The following is a 19,424-nucleotide window of genomic DNA, read 5'->3' on the forward strand; positions in this document are numbered from 1 at the left end:
ATTTTTATTATGATCAGAAATCAAAAAAAGTAACTTCACCAGTTTCTAGTGAATACTCTGCACCAACGACAATCAACTCACCTTTTGCGATCAAGCTTTCAAGGACACTTGAACCATGACGTAATTGATTTACCGAAGCAAAAACGTTTGAACGTACTGCATGACATGATAATTTTTTCAAATCATTTTTTAAGTCAGTTTGCATTAAAATTTCAACTGATGGACGAACACGGTTCACAATCGACATTAAGTTAGATGATGGCGGTTGATCAGGGTTCATTAACGTATCAATTGTCGCTTGAATCGCGCCACAATGGCTGTGTCCTAATACAACTACAACCGGACAGTCATAGCGTTCTGCTGCGAACTCAACACTACCGACTTGTGAAGGTGCCACAACATTACCAGCAACACGAATTACGAATAAGTCACCAAGACCTTGGTCAAATACCATTTCTGCTGGAACACGAGAATCTGAGCAACCCAATACAATCGCAAATGGATTTTGATCCTTTGCCATTTCAGCGCGTTCATGATGAGATAAGGTTTTTGCAAGGGAAGTATTTCCATTTACAAATCGTTGATTACCAGCTTTCAGACGATCTAAAACTTCTTGCGCAGTAGGCATTTTATATTTCCATTGTTTTTTCAAGGTTGGAAATCATTTTAATGTGTCAAAATTTGAATGTCACTGACAAAAAATTAAATCATTTCCCATGAAAAACTTTAAAAATACTTCCTCTATTTGAATGGAGAATTTACTGCATATTTCCTACTGTTTAGTGAAAAAATAGACATACTTTGGTTCTGGGATTGACTATAATTTTTCTCCTTTTAATCATTTAGCAAATGACTCATTGGCAAAGTTTTTCAATAATTTTCAAACTCGCTTATGCATCAAGGATGAAATCTTATGACAACGCTGTCCGCATCAAAAAAAACTGTTCTAAAAAAAACCGTTGCAGCATTTACCTTAGCATGCAGCCTTACAACAATAATGAGTATATCTCAGACACAAGCTGCCGATACGATTGATATAAGCTTTCAAAATATTTTGCAGCAAGAACGAAGCTGGGCAGGTTTACAAAGTAAAAGTTTAAAAGTTGGTGATATAACTTGGTCATATAGTGAAGGTGGATCTACCACTAAACCTACGTTGTTACTCATCCATGGATTAGGAGGGAGTCGTGATAACTGGAACCGTGTCGCCCGTTATCTGACAGCAAATTACCATGTCGTTATTCCTGACTTACCTGGCAGTGGTGAAACCTTAGTTACACAAGACTTTGATTATTCAGTGCCTAATCTTGCCGAAAAATTACGTCGTTTTGTTGAAGCTGCAAATTTAAAAGGCCCTATTCATATTGCTGGCCACTCACTTGGCGGTTCAATTGCCCTACTCTATGCTGGACAATATCCATTTGAAACCAAAAGCCTATTCTTAGTTGATAGTGGCGGTATTTTCCGTTCTGCCAATACAATTTATCTAAAAGATCCTGCTTACCTAAAACAACTTTTAGTATCTAAAAAGGGTGACTTTAATTATTTGTTAAAGCAAACCATGTTTAATCCTCCGTTTATTCCAAAAGAATTTTTAGAAGCTCAAGAAAAGCTCATGATTAATCAGGCACCTCAAACACAGAAACTGGTTGATCAGCTTATTGCGCTAAATAAGGTTTACACTCCCGATTCATTTGCAGTTCTCACAAAAACAATAGATGCACCGACACTGATTTTATGGGGTAAGCAAGATAAGATTATTAATGTCGAAGTCGCAAGTGAATTAAAACGACTCTTAAAGAATGCCCAACCTCCAGTTATTTTAGAAAATGTTGGCCATATGCCAATTTTGGAAGCTGAGCAGCTGGTTATTCAACAATATGTACCGTTTTTACTGAAAGTAGAAACAAATCAGTCGCCAAAAGCGACTACACCTTAAATAAAACTTCGGACTTGTGAGACCTTATGTCTACCCAACCGCTTATAGAAAAACTCATTGAAGCTCATCTTGATTTTTTAGATGAGGAATTTGCTCAGCCCCATGTTATCCAACAAGAATTTGAGCAATTTTATCATTGGTTGGGTAGTCGACAACTACAACACCTCTGGACTTTCGAACAAATTCAGCAGCTGATTCAAAAGCAGATTTTAGACACCCCTGCTTCTGATTCCCTGCTTGAACAAATTGCAGAACATATCCGTTTTGCACTGATTCATCCTGCTAATGACAGTACAACAATTGAAGATGTTATTCCTGTTTTAACAATTGATGGAATTGCGCAATACGTTGCAAGTAAAGATCAGCATCGTAAGAAGCTAATTAAAACGATTGTGAATAATCCTGCATTTTCAGCACTTCTAACACAGCTGATTCAACAAACGATGCATGACTATTTAGATGAGTCGATGTCAAAACGGGTGCCAGGTGTAGGTCGTTTTATGAAGATGGGCAAATCGGTTCTAGAAACCGTAACCGATTCAAATCTAGACGACACGATTCATCATTATTTGCAAAAGAATATTTTAAAACTCACTCAAATGAGTGAGCGTGTTTTAAACCAACATTTTGACAATGATAAGCTCTACCATTTTCAGGCAAATATTTGGCATAAAGTTAAAACCATGCCGCTTTCTGTTTTGAAAAATTATGTAGAAGTTCAGGATTTATCAAAAACTGTGGGTTTAGGACATCAGATTTGGGATCACATTCGCCAGACTTCTTATTTGAAACAACAAGTACATGATGGTATTTACACGTGGTATGTGCGCAATCAGGAACATAATTTTGACTTGTTACTTCGTGACCTCAATATTGATGAAAGCTTAATTCAACATGAACTGACTCAGTTACTTGTGCCGGTATTACAGCAATTAGTTACAACTGGTCATTTAAGACGACGTGCTCGTGTTTACCTAGAGAAATTTTATTATTCTGAAAAAGCATTAGATATTTTAAATAACAAAGGCGCTTAAAGCGCCTTTGTTATTACTATGGATTAAAATGAATATTTTAGAGAGGCGTAATAAGCTCGACCTGGCTCATTGTAAGTTTGGCTAATCGAATTACTGTCTCTTAAAATTTGTTTATCAAACAAGTTACTTACACCAACACGCGTACTAATATTGTCTGAAATTTTATAACCAACATTAATTCCAGCCGTACTATAGCTTTTTACAGTGCTTGGCTTAATCGCAGAATTTGTTCCACCTGAACCAATGCCAGATTCAATTCTATTTTCGGCAAACTGACGCGATTTTTGACGACCATATTGAGTAAATACAAAATTCACATCTAATTGATCTGTAATGTCGTAATCAAAAATTGAGTTAATTGTATAGTTAGGAACTAAAGATAATGGGTTGCCCGTTTGCTTATCTTTCGAGTCCATCATATAGGTAAAGTTGTTGGTCCAACGAATATCACCAAAGTCTAATCCTAAGCTTCCTTCAAAACCTTGAATTAATGCTTTAGGCGTATTTTCCCAACGTAAGATATTCCACTTCGTATTGGTCACAGCTCCTGTATTTGCATTGGTACTTGAGCCATCTACAGTGCCAACAACATTCGTTCCTGCCACAATCTTATCTTTATAGTCATTACGGAACCACGTTAAGCTCGCGTTGACAATGTCTTTTTGGAACTGGATGCCTAACTCTTTGTTTACCGAAGTTTCAGGTTTTAAATCACCATTACCTTGTAATAAACAACGCGATTCAATATTGGCTGGACAACCATTGCCGTTCGTACTGAGTAAGTACCCTTCGGCATTTTGATACATATTTGGTGCTTTATAAGCTTTTGCTATCCCACCTTTTAACGTGAAATAATCATTGAGTCTTTGAGTAACGTTTAAGCTTGGGCTCCAGTTAGAACCAGATTTGCTATGGTCGTCGAAACGTAAACCTAATACGGCATCGGTGCTGTCTGTGAGTTTCAAGTTGTCTTCGATATATGCAGAAGCAATCCGTGATTCCATTTTACTGCGATTGCCTTTAGCTAATTGATCGCCATAACCTGAACCGCTGCTGTCTGTCCCCTGATTTGTCGAAATATTATCTTTAAATCTGTCTTCAACCCATTCAGTACCGAGTGTTAATACATGTGGTACATAATATTCAAAAGGAATATTGGCTTCACCATTCAACCGAAGAGTCTCTAAGCGTGAAGTGGCTTTATCATCCAAATTATTAATTTTTCCTTCTGTGCTACCACCCAGACCTTCAGGTAAACGTTTATTATGAGTTTTATCGTATTGAGCAACTAACTTACTTTTACCCCAAGACCAATCACCTTCATGTGTTAAAGCATAGCTATCACGGTACATCGTATTGGTTTCTTTACCAATAAGTTCAGAAAGAATCGCATCTGCTTCAGCATTTGCATTTAACTGAGAATCACCAGAGTAAATATTCCCTTGCTTGCTAGATGAGACATCGAGCAACACGGTTTGTTGGTCTGTTGCTTGCCAAGCTAAACGTCCTGAAATATCTTTATTTTTAACGCCTTCACGCCCAGCTGCCGTACTGCCTATTGATTTATTAATATCGACATCGTCAGCTTCGGTTTTGTTGTAATTACCATATAAACGGTATGACAAAACATCTTTAATCAGTGGCCCACTTAAATTAAAGCCAACTCGATTTGATGAACCTTCTTTAGAGTCTTCAGGTTGTGAAGTATATAGTTCTACCGAACCATGGGTTTCATTCGTCACTTTTTTAGTGATGATGTTGACTACACCACCTGCTGCACCTGAACCATATCGAGCTGCCGCTGGCCCGCGTAAAACCTCAATCGATTCGATTGCTTCTGCTGGAACCCAGTTTGAATCACCGCGTGTATCACGTTCTCCTTTCCAACCATAGCGAACTGAATTACGAGAGTTAACAGGTTTTCCATCCACTAAAATGAGCGTATTTTCAGGACCCATTCCACGAATGTCGATTTGTCTATTATTACCGCGCTGCCCTGTTGCACTGTTTCCAGTTAAATTTACACCAGGCATACGACGCACATAATCTGAAATATCATTACGAACTGGAAGTTTTTCTAAATCTTCTTGGGTGATCACTGATACACCGAGCGATTGCTTTACTTGCTCTTCAGCTGTTACAAAAATTGTTTCCAATTTCACAGGTTCAGCAGGCTTTTCTAATGCTGGTTCAGCTTGTTCTTGCTCATTTTTTGCAGCATAAGCCATAGACATCATACTTGCCAGTACTGAAACAGAAAGCACTGACTGGATAATACGCTTCGACATAAGTATTCCCAATATATTGATTTATTAAACATCTCTCATTTTAAGTTCCGCATTGTAACAAATCTAAATAAAATTACAAATGATATTGATAATAATTATCATTATTTATATTGAATAATAAAAAAACCTCATTCCGAGGCTTTTTTATGTCACTTTTCAAATAATTTAATTATTTGAAATAAGCACCTTCAGCTTGTGTATGGTCAGTTTGGTCAACCACACGTTGAAGCTCTGGAATATGCTCTCTTAACGTCGTTTCTACACCTTGTTTCAAGGTAACGTCAATTGCAGAACATCCTTGGCAACCACCACCAAATTTCAATACAGCAGTTAAACCATGTTCTGGATTATCTTGTACTTCTACCAAGCTACAATTCCCGCCATGGCCTGCAAGACCCGGGTTAATTTCTGCTTGAAGAATGTAAGTAATACGTTCTTCAATTGATGCATCTGGACCAACACGTGGAACTTTAGAGTTTGGCGCGCGGAAAGTTAACTGCCCACCAAAACGGTCCTTATTGTAATCAATTACGGCATCTAAAAGATAAGGAATAGATGGCGCGTCAATATATGCAGGGAAATCTGGATAGTCCTGTTTATAATCCGTTGGGATTACTTCTTCTGGTGCACTATATGCCATACAGCATTCTGCACGTGGCGTACCCGGATGTTCAACAAAAACTCGAACGCCAATTCCCGGAGTATTTTGCTTCGTCAATAAATCGTGCAAATACTCTTGTGCAGATGGTGTAATCAAAAGGTTTGGAATTTCTTCTGCAACAGCAGTGTTGGTGTTCTCAGTCGACATAACAATATTCCTCAAGCTGATGCCTTTATATTAACCGAAGATGAGGTAGATTTAAAAAAAATCAACTAAATTTGTCGGATTTATACACAACAGGGTTTCAACTGAAGTTTTTAATGGCATTATTGGACTCAATATTGATCATTTTTTAAATATTTCTTATGTTGCATCTGCCGTTTAACCATACCATTACCCTTATTATTATTACGGTCATTGTTTCTTTACTTGCCTTTAGCAATCAAAACGTGATGAATCGTTTGATTTTTTGGCCACCTGCAATGCAACGTGGGCAATTTGATCGTTTCATTACTCATGGCTTTATCCATGCAGATGGTACACACCTACTTTTCAACATGATTACCCTGTTCTTCTTTGGCAGCATTATTGAAAGTTTTTATCGCCAATATTTTTATGACATGGGTTTTGTTTTGTTCTATTTAGGCGGTTTAATCTTTGCGATTTTACCAAGCTATTTACAACATAGAAATGATACAAACTGGGCGAGCCTCGGTGCCTCTGGTGCTGTCTCAGCTGTTTTATTTGCTTATATTCTATTTCAACCATGGAAGCTGATTTTTGTATTCTTCATTCCAGTACCAGCCATTATTTTTGCAGTTTTATATGTAGCGTACAGCATTTGGGCTGGTAAACGTGGTAATAGCCATATCAACCATAGTGCTCATTTATGGGGTGCAGCTTACGGGGTCCTTGTAACCATTTTGATCGAACCTAAAGTGATTCCACATTTCTTAGATCAACTGACTCGTATTCCGTTCTAAGTCAGGCACTCAAAAAAGCCCGTAATGGGCTTTTCTTTTTTTCTCATTTATTTATCACCATAAATTCTCAGTCTTTTTTCTGATTTTCTTTGATCTTTTCCTTGTTTTGATTGCAAAAACCATCTGATTAAACTCATGCCAAATCTTTTAATAATTCAGATGATACAATGAAGTACAAAGCAATTTTATCTAGCCTTTCCATTGCTTTATTTAGCTTATCTTTGGCTGGATGTAATGACAATGATTCACAAGAAAATGTGGTCAGCACTCCTAAGCAGCCCAATATCTTATTCATTATGGCGGATGACTTAGGCTATTCAGATTTAGGGGCTTTCGGTGGTGAAATTCGTACACCCAATATTGATAGCCTAGCTCAAGAAGGTCGCCTTTTAACTGACTATCACACCGCCCCGACCTGTTCCCCAACACGCTCACAACTGATTTCAGGTACTGATCACCATTTAGCTGGTATTGGTGCAATGGCTGAACTCACGCCAGAACATTTAAAGGGCCAGCCCGGCTATGAGGGCTATTTGAATGAGCGTTCGCTATCCATTGCACAAGTGCTGAAAGATAATGGCTATCGTACTTATATCAGCGGTAAATGGCATTTAGGGCTAACCCCTGAAACGAATGCCCATGCAAAAGGTTTTGACCATTCATTTACCTTGTTACAAGGCCTAGATCACCACTTTAAGCAAGCGCCAAGTGCATTTAAGCGAAATTCGACCTATACGGAAGATGGGCAAATTATTCCTGTTTCAGCATTGCCTGATGACTTTTTCTCGACAAATTATTTTACTGATAAATTACTTAGCTATTTAGACTCAGGCAAAAATAGCGGCAAACCGTTCTTTGCTTATGCTGCCTATACAGCGCCTCATTGGCCAATTCAGGCACCTGCTGAATACCGTGAAAAATACCGTGGAGTTTACGATGTTGGTTACGATGCAATTCGTAATGCACGTATCGCACGCCAAAAACAGCTTGGTATTATCCCGGCAAACTTTGAAGCAGCCGAACCGATTGCAACTCAAAATGCTCCACAAAAATATGGAAAATGGAATGAATTAACTGCTGAACAAAAAACACTAGAAGCCCGTAAAATGGAAATCTATGCAGGTATGGTAGAAAATCTCGATGCCAATGTGGGCCGAATTATTCAATACCTCAAACAAAATAATCTTTATGACAATACCTTAATTTTCTTTGTTTCCGACAATGGTGCAGAAGGTTTTGTACGTGGAGGATACGGCAGTGAATCTGGCTTTGATAATTCTGTAGCAAATGTAGGTACACCGACTTCATATCACTATATTGGACCACGTTGGGCTGAGGTCAGCGCGGCGCCATTTCATTTATGGAAAGATACCGCTGGTGAAGGTGCAACTACTGCCCCTGCAATCGTGAAATTACCAAATCAGAAAAAAGCAGAAGAAACGAATGATAGCTTTGCATCCGTACTCGATGTTTTCCCAACTTTACTAGAATATGCTCATATTCCAGTACCTCAAGGCCAATACAATGGTCGTACCATTAACACGCCATCAGGGATTTCATGGAAACCTTTACTTGAAAATAAAACAACTACGATTCGCCCCGAAAATTTTAGTTTTGCTGATGAATTACATGGTAGTAAATATGCAAAACAAGGCGAGTGGAAAATTGCACTTCAAGGGCGCCCTGAATTAGGTACAGGAACTTGGGAGCTATACAACATTAAAGCGGATCGAGGGGAAAGACAGAACGTTGCTCAGCTTTACCCTGCTAAAGTGCAAGAACTCTTATCGGTCTATCAAAAATATACTGAAAAAAATGGTGTGCAGGAATATAACGCCAAATGAGATTGAAACCATTTTTAGTTACGACCATCAGCCTGTCTTTTATAGCAGGCTGTAGTCAATCTTCACAAGTTTCTGAACCCGCACCATCGTCTCAGCAGCAAACCTCGTTAGCTGACTTGGGGTCTATTGAGAAGTGTAAAAACTACACAGGACTACCTCAAGGTTGGCTAAAACAACCTACAGCTGGAATGGTTTTAATTCCTGATGGACATTTTAATTTTGGTTCTGAAAAAGCCTATCCCGATGAACTTAATTTTGGAAAAAAACAACGGGAAGTTAAAGGATTCTGGATTGATCAAACAGAAGTCAGCGTTGCTCAGTTTGCTAGTTTCGTAAAAGCAACGGGTTATATCACCGATGCCGAAAAACAAAAGCAGGCTGCTGTTTTTTCACCAGACCCTCAACACCCACAGCAATGGTGGCAGCTAAAATCGGGATATACATGGAAAACTCCAAATGGTAGTAAAGGTGCTACTCCCCATCCTAACGAACCTGTGCGATATGTGAGTAAAAACGATGCTGAACATTATGCGGTCTGGCTAGGACGTGATTTACCAACAGAATTAGAGTGGGAATATGCAGCTAAAGCAAATTCAAAAACTGATACACCATTACATCAGGCCCCTACCGATGAACACCAACATCCACAAGCAAATTACTGGCAAGGTGAATTCCCTTTTCAAAACCTAAATCAAGATCACTTTAAAGATGTTGCGCCCGTTGGATGTTTTGCAGCAAATCATTTCAAACTATTTGATATGATCGGAAATGTATGGGAATGGACATCATCTCCATATCAAGGTGCTCATGACCAGCATATGGGAAATTATTCTGATTTAAGACAACAACAAATCACCAGTACACAATATGTAATTAAAGGCGGATCTTTTCTTTGCGCACAAAATTATTGTTCACGTTATCGTAGCAGTAGCCGCTATCCGCAAGACTTTGATTTAACAGCAACCCATGTGGGCTTTCGAACGATTTTACGATCTGATTAGTTTCTTTAAATCAGAATTATTAAATATATTCTTAACCAAAAGTAGATCGAAAAATAATCAAAATATTTCTATAGTAAAATGGAGAATGATAAAAAAGTGAGAACAAGATGAAAACATTACTTCTCTGTGCAGCAGCAATTTTCACAATGTCATTATCAGCCTGTGCAGTTCATACACCTGAAGGTAGTATTGTGATTGATCCAGATTCACCTTATCACAACCATCCAGGAGACTTTTGCCCACCAGGACAAGCGAAAAAAGGACGTTGTTAGAGATAGCTTCTTTTAAAGTAATTTTGAAGTTACTTTAAACAAATAAGGTTCAATCAAGTGATAAAGTGAGTACAAAAATGGAGGGTTCCAACCCAAAAATAGATGGGGTGAAACTAGAAAATTATGGTGTAAAAAAATCACCATATCCCCAAGATTTTTAAAAGACAATCTTATGTTGTCTTCTATCTAGTTTCACCCCAATTCTTTCTTATTCAGTCTGACTTTTCTTATCTTTTAATAAAAAAGTCTAGTTTTTAATCATTTCTGTATCTGTATTATTGATACATTTTGAACATTTTACCTTCAGGCTAAAACTGATGTATTTGCTTAATACAAAATAATCATTTATGTAACGTAAGTCTATAAAAATGTTCTAAAATTGTGAAAAAAATTAAGACCAAAATGAGATGAATTTATCATAATAATTCCCTCTTCCATGTTTCATCACATAAATAATCAATATTATTTTGTCAGTTATTGCCACTCGTTTCCTTTCATTGGCATAGATAATGTATACATCTGTATATTAACCCAGTCGTATAACGAGATATTTTATGTCCAGCACAAGTCAAGTCGAAGGTCTACAATTTCCAGTACACGCCTCAACAAAAAAACAAAGCACATCTCTTACTGGCCAAGAAATTTTGTCAGAGGCTTTATCTGTTGTAGATAATAAAACCGCACAACAAGTGTTGAATGAAAAAAACTGGCGAAAAAATTACCCAATATATTTTAAAGCACTTGTTAAACAAGGAATTTCTAATAGTAACCACCCCATTACTATTGCGAAGCAAGGTTTGCATAAAGCTCACCATATTTTTGACTATTATCGTGATAGTAAACACTACCTTTTAAAAGATGCGGTTAATATTGCTTCATCTACGCCACTTCATACAGTAAAACTTAAAGGTGAAAGTGATGCAGCACCTGAATGGTATGTTCCTTACAAAGGGCAAAAACTAAGCGGGCAAAGCTTACTGGACCAGATTCAACGTTGGGAAGAGGCTGGTATTATTGAACCAAGTCATGCAAAAGCTTTGCGTGAAGCTATTGCTCACCCAGAATGGTTTGATTTATCTGACCGTACTATGGTGCTGTTTGGTGCAGCTTCAGAAGCAGGACCTCTACCTTGGTTAGCCAAATGGAAAGCGAATATTGTTGCTGTCGACTTACCAAATCCACGTGTCTGGGGCAAGATTTTAAATACGATTCAACAGGGAAACGCAACCCTCATTGCGCCTAGTGTTGAACAAATTGATTCTTCAGCAAAGGTTTCTGAATTAAAAGATAAATTGGGTGCAAATTTATTGACTCAATTACCAGAAATTGCACAGTGGTTAGTTCAGTTTCCGCAAAAGTTAGATTTGGCCGCAATTGCCTATTTAGATGGCGAAAAGCATGTTCGTGTTTCCATGGCAATGGACAGCATCATGCAATTTGTGAGCGAGCATAAGTCTGATACAAGCCTTATGTTTATGTGTACGCCAACCGATGTTTATGCGGTTCCTAAAGAAGTCGCCAAAGCTGCTCAAGAAAAGTTTAAATCACGCACAAAAATACAAAAAATGGCGGTGAAAGGTGTTTCCGCTCTTTCACTCAATCGTTTTTTTCAAGCACCATATCAAGACTTAATTGCTTGTGAAAATGGAAAAACTTATGGCATTGCCGACTGTCTAGTTGTTGAACAAGGGCCAAACTATGCTTTGGCTAAACGCATTCAACAATGGCGTGCTATTTTGGCCCGCCATCAAGGACAACACGTCAGCATTAATATTGCACCATCAACAACGACTCACTCTGTGACTAAAAATCCATTGTTGAAAGCAGCTTTTAATGGTGCGGAGCTTTTTGATGTAGAAGCATTTAGCCCTGAAACTACCAATGCAATTATGGCTGCAATCTGGATTCATGACTTAAGAAATGAGTCTTCTGTAGCAAATCCTGAAACTGAGCTGGACCATCCGCTTGAGCTTATGATGGAAGGTGCCAACCACGGCGGATTGTGGCGTGTGGCTTATTTAGCAAGAACTGCCCTGCCTTTTGCTGCAATCTATGGCTTTGCAACCGAAAAACTACCTTTCGGAAAATCATCTAAAAAATAATTATATTAAAGCCCAATTCTAGAATTGGGCTTTTTTCTGTATTTATCTATTTACTTTGAAAGTGTGATAGATATTTTTGCATTTCATCAGGCGGCACCATACCGCCTCCTGTCGCCCATATCACATGGGTTGCCTGTTTTAATTGCTCAACTGATAATTGATGTAAAGCCAAATAATCAGGGTTAGTCTGGACATAGTATGGTCCCATCATTCCAGCCACCGCAGAAGGCTCAAGCTGAATATTTTCGGTTTGATTTAAAAGCGCAATGAGCTCATACAAACGCTCATCATCAATGGTGTAATAGCCATCGATTAACTGCTGCATAGCACGCCCAACAAAACCTGAAGCACGGCCTACCGCAAGCCCATCTGCGGTAGTTACATTATCGAGGCCAATGTCATTCACTGAAATCTGATCATGCAAACCTGTGTGGACACCCAGTAACATACATGGTGAATGGGTGGGTTCTGCAAAGATACAATGTACATGCTCACCAAAAGCCAGTTTCAAACCAAAACTTACCCCACCAGGACCACCACCAACGCCACACGGCAAATAAACAAATAATGGGTGTTCAGCATCGACTTTTATTTGTTTTTGCTCAAATTGCTGTTTTAAGCGTATTCCTGCAACTGCATAACCTAAAAACAATGTTGTTGAGTTTTCATCATCAATAAAAAAGCAGTGCGGATCTTGCTCTGCTGCTTTTCTTCCCTCTTCAACAGCTACTCCATAGTCACTGGCATATTCCACAACATTAACGCCCAATGAACGCAGTTTGTCTTTTTTCCACTGTCTCGCATCAGCAGACATATGAACAGTGACTCTAAAACCCAGTTTGGCGCTCATAATGCCTATGGAAAGCCCTAGGTTACCTGTAGAACCTACTGCAATTTGATACTTAGAAAAGAATGCCCTAAATGAATCTTGATCTAACTTACTGTAATCGTCTTCCAACTTGAGAAGTCCAGCCTCAATTGCCAACTTTTCGGCGTGAGCCAAAACTTCATAAATACCACCACGCGCTTTAATTGAACCTGAAATAGGTAAATGGCTATCTTTTTTCAGCCAGAATGTTCCACTCAGTTGCACTTGTTCTGTTGAAGATAGTGCTTGTTTCATATGGCCAATTTCAACGATCTCTGATTCAATTTTTCCATGTTGCGCTTGAGTTTCAGGAAACACTTTTGCCAAATAAGGTGCGAAACGCTCTAATCTAGCTTCTGCTTCACTTACGTCTTCGGCTGTTAATCCAACTTTTTCTAAAGCTTCTTTTAAAGGATAGCAATGAGGTGTAAACCAAAATATTTCTTGATAGGCTTGCAGTGTCTCAATAAGTGGAAATTGTTGTTTTAGCTGATCTATTTGAACCACATCCATAATCTATCCTGATATAAAAGTTTTAAGCCTAGCCTCTGAAGTTACTTGAGGCTTTATAAGGACTCGTTAATTTATAATTGAATGTACATGAAAATAGACTGAACGTTAAAAAGAAACAAATAAAAAAGCCACTGTGAACAGTGGCTTTAATTTTTTAAATACTTTTATACAAACTGTAAGAATAACCAGTACAAACCGCCTGACAAACAGATTGTTGCAGGAAGTGTAAATACCCATGCAGATAAAATCGTTTTAACTGTATTGAAGTTTAAGCCTGATCTATTCGCTACCATGGTACCAGCAACAGCACTGTTTAAAACGTGTGTTGTTGAAACAGGCATACCTAAACCATCGGCTGCTGCAATTGTACTCATTGCGACAAGCTCAGCAGACATCCCTTGACCATAAGTCATATGATGTTTACCAATACGTTCACCTACAGTCACAACAATACGTTTCCAGCCAACCATGGTGCCTAAGCCAAGTGCCAAAGCAACTGCTACTTTCACCCAAGTTGGAATGTATTGTAAGAATGAATCTAAGCTACTACGGTATTCTTTCACGAGTTTTTCTTGTGATTGATCCATTTTTGGTAAAGCATCTGCTTTATCCAAACGCTTAAACGTCGTTGTACTTAAATACATGTCATTACGAATTTCACTGATTGCAGCTTCTGGAATGTCTTTTAAGTTGCTATAGCTAGAAACTCGCGCACCCAAATGATCAGTCATGCTTGCCAATGCAGCCACTATTTCCGGAGTTTGCTGTTTAGTTTGAATATATTTAGTCAAAATAACACGTGCTTTTTCATCGGTTAATTCTGGCTGATTTTGATTCAAAAGTACGGCAGTTTGAGAAGAAAGCTGATGGAATGATTGAACTTGTTGTGTATCAAGGTTTTTATTCAATGAATAAGCCAAAGGCACCAGACCAACCAAAATCAGCATGATTAAACCCATACCTTTTTGACCATCATTAGAACCATGTGCAAAACTTACACCTGTACAGGTAAAGATTAAAATTGCACGAATGATTGCTGGTGGTGGTTTATTACCTTCTGGTGGTTGGAATAATTCTAATTGGCGTTTAAAAATAGTTTTAACCAACAAGAATACAATCGCTGCAAAAGCAAAACCAATTAAAGGTGAAAATAATAAGGCCTTACCGACTTTAATCACCTGATCCATATCAACACCACTGGTGGTTACCCCAGTCGATGCACTCAATAGATGGTTCATAATGCCCACACCCAAGATTGAACCAATCAAAGTATGAGAGCTAGAAGCAGGAATACCCAAGAACCAAGTACCTAAGTTCCAGAGAATCGCAGCAATAAGAAGCGCAAAAACCATTGCGAAACCTGCACCGCTACCCATGTTCATAATCAATTCAACAGGCAACAATGCAATAATGCCGTAAGCGACTGCGCCGCTTGCAACCATTACCCCAAGAAAATTACAAAAACCTGCCCACATGACTGCAACCGGTGCAGGTAAAGCATTGGTGTAAATCACTGTCGCTACTGCATTTGCAGTATCATGGAAGCCATTTACAAACTCAAAGCCTAAAGCAATCAAGAGTGCAGTAGATAAGAGAATAACCGAATAAAGACTCAAAGGCGGTACATGCGCTAAATCAGCACTCACCTGAAATCCAATATAAATAAGTGTTGCAATAATAATTGTCAGAAACACCGGCATAAAGAACTTAGGTGTCGGGACATGTACATTCGTCGATTTGACTTGCAGGTTTGCCGCAAGTTTTGAATCCGAAACAGGGGGTAGATTAGAATTCATGCAGACGGTAAGAGGATAGAAAAATCCTCTGTATTCTTAAGTTAAATTATGACAATTATATGACAAAGCGGCGCCTGATGAAGTCAATTTTTCATATTTTGACCTCATTTGATGCACCTTTCCTCGATCCATTTTATTTTTTTATTAAAATACAATAATTTAAATCAATTTATATCTTCCTTATTTATGACTATTTTTAAAGCAAAAATATCTAAAAAATTACCTATATGACGCTTTTTTAAACAGCCCAATTGTCATAAAACAGAATATTGGAGATGAAATATTTCAATATCATGATCATTTTATGAATATTTGATGAAAAAACACCCTCTTTTTGTTCGAAAACACTTTTTTTTACGACTAATTTACGGTGAATGGTGGGTCGTCATAGATCATCAATTGTGCTGCTATTCTGTTACAATAGCGCCGCATTTTTAAATTCATATAAAAGATCGGGGTTTTCTATGTCTACGCTTGCCACCCTAAAAGCGCTTCTTGCTAAACGCATTCTGATTATTGATGGTGCAATGGGAACGATGATCCAGCGCCATAAATTGGAAGAAGCCGACTACCGTGGTGAGCGTTTTGCCGATTGGGCACATGACTTAAAAGGTAATAATGACCTTTTAGTTTTGACACAGCCAGAAATCATTCAAGGCATTCATGAAGCTTACCTTGATGCTGGTGCAGACATTATTGAAACCAACAGCTTTAACGGCACACGTGTTTCTATGTCTGATTACCACATGGAAGACCTTGTTCCCGAAATTAACCGTGAAGCAGCCCGTTTAGCCAAAGCAGCCTGTGAAAAATATTCAACACCTGACAAACCTCGTTTTGTAGCGGGTGTACTCGGCCCAACATCGCGTACCTGTTCAATTTCACCCAATGTAAATGATCCTGCCTTTCGTAACATTACCTTTGATGCGCTAAAAGAAAACTATATTGAGGCCACTCATGCGCTGATTGAAGGTGGTGCAGATATCATTCTGATTGAAACCGTTTTTGATACATTAAACTGTAAAGCTGCAATTTTTGCGGTGAAAGAAGTCTTTAAACAAATTGGTCATGAATTACCACTCATGATTTCAGGGACTATTACCGATGCATCGGGCCGTACATTAACAGGTCAAACTGCTGAAGCGTTCTGGAATTCTGTACGTCATGGTGATTTGCTTTCAATTGGTTTTAACTGTGCCCTTGGTGCAGATGCCATGCGCCCTCACGTTAAAACTGTGTCTGATGTTGCTGATACTTTCATTTCTGCCCATCCAAATGCTGGCTTACCAAACGCTTTTGGTGAATATGATGAAACCCCTGAGCAAACTGCTGCCTTCTTAAAAGAATTTGCAGAAAGTGGCCTCATTAACATTACAGGTGGATGCTGTGGTACCACACCAGATCATATTCGTGCTATTGCCAATGCTGTAAAAGACATTGCACCCCGTCAAATTCCTGAAACTAAGCCAGCTTGCCGCTTAAGTGGTTTAGAACCATTTAATATTTATGATGACTCATTGTTCGTTAACGTGGGTGAACGTACTAACGTTACAGGTTCAAAAAAATTCCTACGCTTAATTCGTGAAGAAAACTTTGCCGAAGCTTTAGAAGTTGCACAGCAGCAAGTAGAAGCTGGTGCCCAGATTATTGACATCAACATGGATGAAGGGATGCTCGATTCGCAAAATGCGATGGTTCATTTCCTAAACCTTGTGGCCTCTGAGCCAGATATTTCACGTGTACCTATCATGATTGACTCATCAAAATGGGAAATCATTGAAGCTGGCTTAAAATGTGTACAAGGTAAACCTGTTGTTAACTCGATTTCCTTAAAAGAAGGTTATGACGAGTTTGTCGAAAAGGCTCGCCTCTGCCGTCAATATGGTGCCGCGATTATTGTGATGGCTTTTGATGAAACTGGTCAGGCAGATACTGCTGCACGCAAGCGTGAAATCTGTAAACGTTCTTATGATGTTTTGGTTAATGATGTTGGCTTCCCTGCTGAAGATATTATTTTTGACCCAAACGTGTTTGCAGTGGCAACAGGGATTGAAGAACACAATAACTATGGCGTCGATTTTATTGAAGCCACAGGTTGGATTAAACAGAACTTACCTCACGCCATGATTTCTGGTGGTGTATCGAACGTATCGTTCTCATTCCGTGGAAATGAGCCTGTTCGTGAAGCCATTCACTCTGTGTTCTTGTACCATGCCATTAAACAAGGCATGACCATGGGGATTGTAAATGCTGGCCAAATGGCAATTTATGATGATATTCCTAAAGAACTCAAAGATGCGGTTGAAGATGTTGTTTTAAACCAGAACCAAGGTGAGTCTGGCCAAAATGCCACAGAGAAACTGCTTGAAGTCGCTGAAAAATACCGTGGTCATAGCGGTGCACAACGTGAAGCCGAAAACCTTGAATGGCGTAACGAACCTGTAGAAAAACGTCTTGAATATGCGTTAGTCAAAGGTATTACCACGTACATTGATGAAGACACAGAAGAAGCTCGCCTAAAAGCTAAACGTCCATTAGATGTGATTGAAGGCGCTTTGATGGATGGTATGAACGTGGTCGGTGACTTGTTCGGTTCAGGCAAAATGTTCTTACCACAGGTTGTGAAATCTGCACGTGTCATGAAGCAAGCTGTGGCTTGGCTCAACCCGTACATTGAAGCTGAAAAAACAGGTAGCCAATCTAAAGGTAAAGTCCTAATGGCAACTGTTAAGGGCGACGTACACGATATTGGTAAAAATATTGTGGGTGTTGTACTCGGTTGTAATGGTTACGACATTGTTGACCTCGGTGTGATGGTACCTTGCGAGAAAATCTTGCAAACTGCGATTGATGAAAAATGTGACATCATCGGGTTGTCAGGTCTTATTACTCCGTCTTTAGATGAAATGGTGTTTGTTGCTAAAGAAATGCAACGTAAAGGCTTTGACATTCCTTTATTGATCGGTGGTGCTACGACATCGAAAGCACACACAGCAGTAAAAATTGACCCTCAGTACCATAACGATGCTGTGATTTATGTTGCCGATGCCTCACGTGCTGTAGGTGTTGCAACTACCCTACTTTCAAAAGAAATGCGTGGAAAATTCATTGAAGAGCACCGTGCTGAATATGCCAAAATTCGTGAGCGCTTAGCCAACAAACAACCTAAAGCTGCCAAACTGACTTATGCAGAGTCTGTTCAAAATGGCTTTAAAATTGATGAAACCTACGTTCCTACAAAACCAAATCTTTTGGGAACTCAAGTTTTAACAAACTACCCGCTTGAAACATTGGTTGAATATTTTGACTGGACACCATTCTTCATTTCTTGGAGTTTGGCAGGTAAGTTCCCGAAAATTTTACAAGATGAAGTGGTTGGCGAAGCTGCAACAGATTTGTACAACCAAGCTCAAGCAATGTTGAAAGATATTATCGACAACAACCTTTTTGATGCACGTGCTGTATTTGGTATGTTCCCTGCGCAGCGCACTGACGCCGACACCGTCAGCGTATTTGATGAAGCTGGTCAAAATGTTACGCATACATTTGAACACTTACGTCAGCAATCAGACAAAGTCACAGGTAAACCAAACTTGTCTTTGGCAGATTACATTCGTACTGACCGTGAGCAACAGGACTACTTGGGTGGTTTCACTGTATCGATTTTTGGTGCAGACGAATTGGCAAATGAATACAAAGCTAAAGGTGATGACTACTCTGCAATTTTAGTTCAGTCGTTGGCTGACCGTTTTGCTGAAGCCTTTGCAGAACACTTGCATGAACGCATTCGTAAAGAGTTCTGGGGTTATAAAGCAGATGAAACACTTAGCAATGAAGAACTGATTAAAGAGAAATATGTCGGTATTCGCCCTGCACCGGGTTACCCAGCGTGTCCAGAGCACTCTGAAAAAGCGGTGTTGTTTGACTGGTTAGGTTCTACAGACAAAATCGGTACTAAACTGACTGAACACTTTGCAATGATGCCGCCATCTTCGGTAAGTGGTTTCTATTATTCGCACCCTCAAAGTGAATACTTTAACGTGGGCAAAATCTCTCAAGACCAACTTGACGATTATGCAAAACGTAAAGGTTGGACACTTGATGAGGCGAAACGCTGGTTAGGGCCGAATTTAGATGATTCGATTGTTTAAGTTATTAAAGGAAAATCCCCTCAATTGAGGGG

General features: G+C 39.0%; 13 protein-coding genes. 8 read left to right on the forward strand and 5 right to left on the reverse strand.

What is annotated here, in order from left to right:
* Positions 1-13: 13 nt before the first annotated feature.
* Entirely contained in the window at positions 14-628 is a 615-nt protein-coding gene (locus RMB13_RS21100) for a carbonic anhydrase (protein ID WP_003653067.1), read from the reverse strand.
* Between the two features lie 285 nt (positions 629-913).
* Here RMB13_RS21100 and RMB13_RS21105 point away from each other — a divergent pair, with 285 nt between their 5' ends.
* Both RMB13_RS21105 and RMB13_RS21110 read left to right on the forward strand, forming a co-directional pair.
* A complete protein-coding gene (locus RMB13_RS21105; protein WP_045434589.1) occupies positions 914-1,939 on the forward strand; it encodes an alpha/beta fold hydrolase in 1,026 nt (341 codons plus the stop codon).
* A 26-nt stretch (positions 1,940-1,965) separates the two neighbouring features.
* Positions 1,966-2,973, forward strand: a complete 1,008-nt coding sequence (locus tag RMB13_RS21110) for a hypothetical protein (RefSeq protein ID WP_080026493.1) — start codon at positions 1,966-1,968, stop codon at positions 2,971-2,973.
* Positions 2,974-2,996: 23 nt separating this feature from the next.
* On the opposite strand, the gene RMB13_RS21115 is transcribed toward RMB13_RS21110, so the two are convergent.
* Together RMB13_RS21115 and nfuA are read right to left on the reverse strand one after the other, a co-directional pair.
* Entirely contained in the window at positions 2,997-5,261 is a 2,265-nt protein-coding gene (locus RMB13_RS21115; protein WP_080026492.1) for a TonB-dependent siderophore receptor, read from the reverse strand.
* 169 nt (positions 5,262-5,430) lie between these two features.
* Positions 5,431-6,069 (reverse strand): Fe-S biogenesis protein NfuA, encoded by a 639-nt coding sequence (nfuA, locus tag RMB13_RS21120; RefSeq protein ID WP_003653074.1) that lies wholly within the window; start codon positions 6,067-6,069, stop codon positions 5,431-5,433.
* Positions 6,070-6,227: 158 nt separating this feature from the next.
* On the opposite strand from nfuA, the gene RMB13_RS21125 reads away from it, so the two are divergent.
* From RMB13_RS21125 to RMB13_RS21145, 5 genes are all read left to right on the forward strand, one after another.
* Positions 6,228-6,845, forward strand: coding sequence for a rhomboid family intramembrane serine protease (locus RMB13_RS21125; RefSeq protein ID WP_003653076.1), 618 nt, complete (start codon positions 6,228-6,230; stop codon positions 6,843-6,845).
* Between the two features lie 167 nt (positions 6,846-7,012).
* Complete coding sequence (locus RMB13_RS21130; protein WP_311086284.1) at positions 7,013-8,689, forward strand: arylsulfatase; 1,677 nt, start codon at positions 7,013-7,015, stop codon at positions 8,687-8,689.
* Positions 8,686-9,690: an SUMF1/EgtB/PvdO family nonheme iron enzyme gene (locus tag RMB13_RS21135; protein ID WP_311086285.1), complete on the forward strand. Its 1,005-nt coding sequence runs from the start codon at positions 8,686-8,688 to the stop codon at positions 9,688-9,690. The genes RMB13_RS21130 and RMB13_RS21135 overlap by 4 nt, the downstream gene beginning before the upstream one ends.
* 107 nt (positions 9,691-9,797) lie before the next feature.
* Positions 9,798-9,962, forward strand: coding sequence for a hypothetical protein (locus RMB13_RS21140; protein ID WP_004793999.1), 165 nt, complete (start codon positions 9,798-9,800; stop codon positions 9,960-9,962).
* Between the two features lie 554 nt (positions 9,963-10,516).
* The gene (locus RMB13_RS21145) at positions 10,517-12,064 is read left to right on the forward strand and encodes a hypothetical protein (protein WP_311086286.1); all 1,548 of its coding nucleotides are present in this window, start codon (positions 10,517-10,519) and stop codon (positions 12,062-12,064) included.
* Between the two features lie 46 nt (positions 12,065-12,110).
* Here the strand turns inward: RMB13_RS21145 and RMB13_RS21150 are convergent, their stop codons facing one another.
* Together RMB13_RS21150 and RMB13_RS21155 are read right to left on the reverse strand one after the other, a co-directional pair.
* Complete coding sequence (locus tag RMB13_RS21150; protein ID WP_311086287.1) at positions 12,111-13,445, reverse strand: D-serine ammonia-lyase; 1,335 nt, start codon at positions 13,443-13,445, stop codon at positions 12,111-12,113.
* A 164-nt stretch (positions 13,446-13,609) separates the two neighbouring features.
* Positions 13,610-15,241: an inorganic phosphate transporter gene (locus RMB13_RS21155; protein ID WP_311086288.1), complete on the reverse strand. Its 1,632-nt coding sequence runs from the start codon at positions 15,239-15,241 to the stop codon at positions 13,610-13,612.
* Positions 15,242-15,705: 464 nt separating this feature from the next.
* Here RMB13_RS21155 and metH point away from each other — a divergent pair, with 464 nt between their 5' ends.
* Entirely contained in the window at positions 15,706-19,392 is a 3,687-nt protein-coding gene (gene metH / locus RMB13_RS21160) for a methionine synthase (RefSeq protein ID WP_311086289.1), read from the forward strand.
* Positions 19,393-19,424: the final 32 nt, after the last annotated feature.

Origin of the sequence: Acinetobacter sp. V102_4, from assembly GCF_031799005.1 — a bacterium.
Lineage (GTDB): Bacteria > Pseudomonadota > Gammaproteobacteria > Pseudomonadales > Moraxellaceae > Acinetobacter > Acinetobacter calcoaceticus.

Coding starts and splice junctions, on each gene's coding strand:
- RMB13_RS21110 (WP_080026493.1), top strand. CDS start 1,966: ATGTCTACCCAACCGCTTATAGAAAAACTCATTGAAGCTCATCTTGAT.
- RMB13_RS21140 (WP_004793999.1), top strand. CDS start 9,798: ATGAAAACATTACTTCTCTGTGCAGCAGCAATTTTCACAATGTCATTA.
- RMB13_RS21125 (WP_003653076.1), top strand. CDS start 6,228: ATGTTGCATCTGCCGTTTAACCATACCATTACCCTTATTATTATTACG.
- RMB13_RS21150 (WP_311086287.1), bottom strand. CDS start 13,445: ATGGATGTGGTTCAAATAGATCAGCTAAAACAACAATTTCCACTTATT.
- RMB13_RS21145 (WP_311086286.1), top strand. CDS start 10,517: ATGTCCAGCACAAGTCAAGTCGAAGGTCTACAATTTCCAGTACACGCC.
- RMB13_RS21115 (WP_080026492.1), bottom strand. CDS start 5,261: ATGTCGAAGCGTATTATCCAGTCAGTGCTTTCTGTTTCAGTACTGGCA.
- nfuA (WP_003653074.1), bottom strand. CDS start 6,069: ATGTCGACTGAGAACACCAACACTGCTGTTGCAGAAGAAATTCCAAAC.
- RMB13_RS21130 (WP_311086284.1), top strand. CDS start 7,013: ATGAAGTACAAAGCAATTTTATCTAGCCTTTCCATTGCTTTATTTAGC.
- RMB13_RS21135 (WP_311086285.1), top strand. CDS start 8,686: ATGAGATTGAAACCATTTTTAGTTACGACCATCAGCCTGTCTTTTATA.
- RMB13_RS21105 (WP_045434589.1), top strand. CDS start 914: ATGACAACGCTGTCCGCATCAAAAAAAACTGTTCTAAAAAAAACCGTT.
- RMB13_RS21155 (WP_311086288.1), bottom strand. CDS start 15,241: ATGAATTCTAATCTACCCCCTGTTTCGGATTCAAAACTTGCGGCAAAC.
- RMB13_RS21100 (WP_003653067.1), bottom strand. CDS start 628: ATGCCTACTGCGCAAGAAGTTTTAGATCGTCTGAAAGCTGGTAATCAA.
- metH (WP_311086289.1), top strand. CDS start 15,706: ATGTCTACGCTTGCCACCCTAAAAGCGCTTCTTGCTAAACGCATTCTG.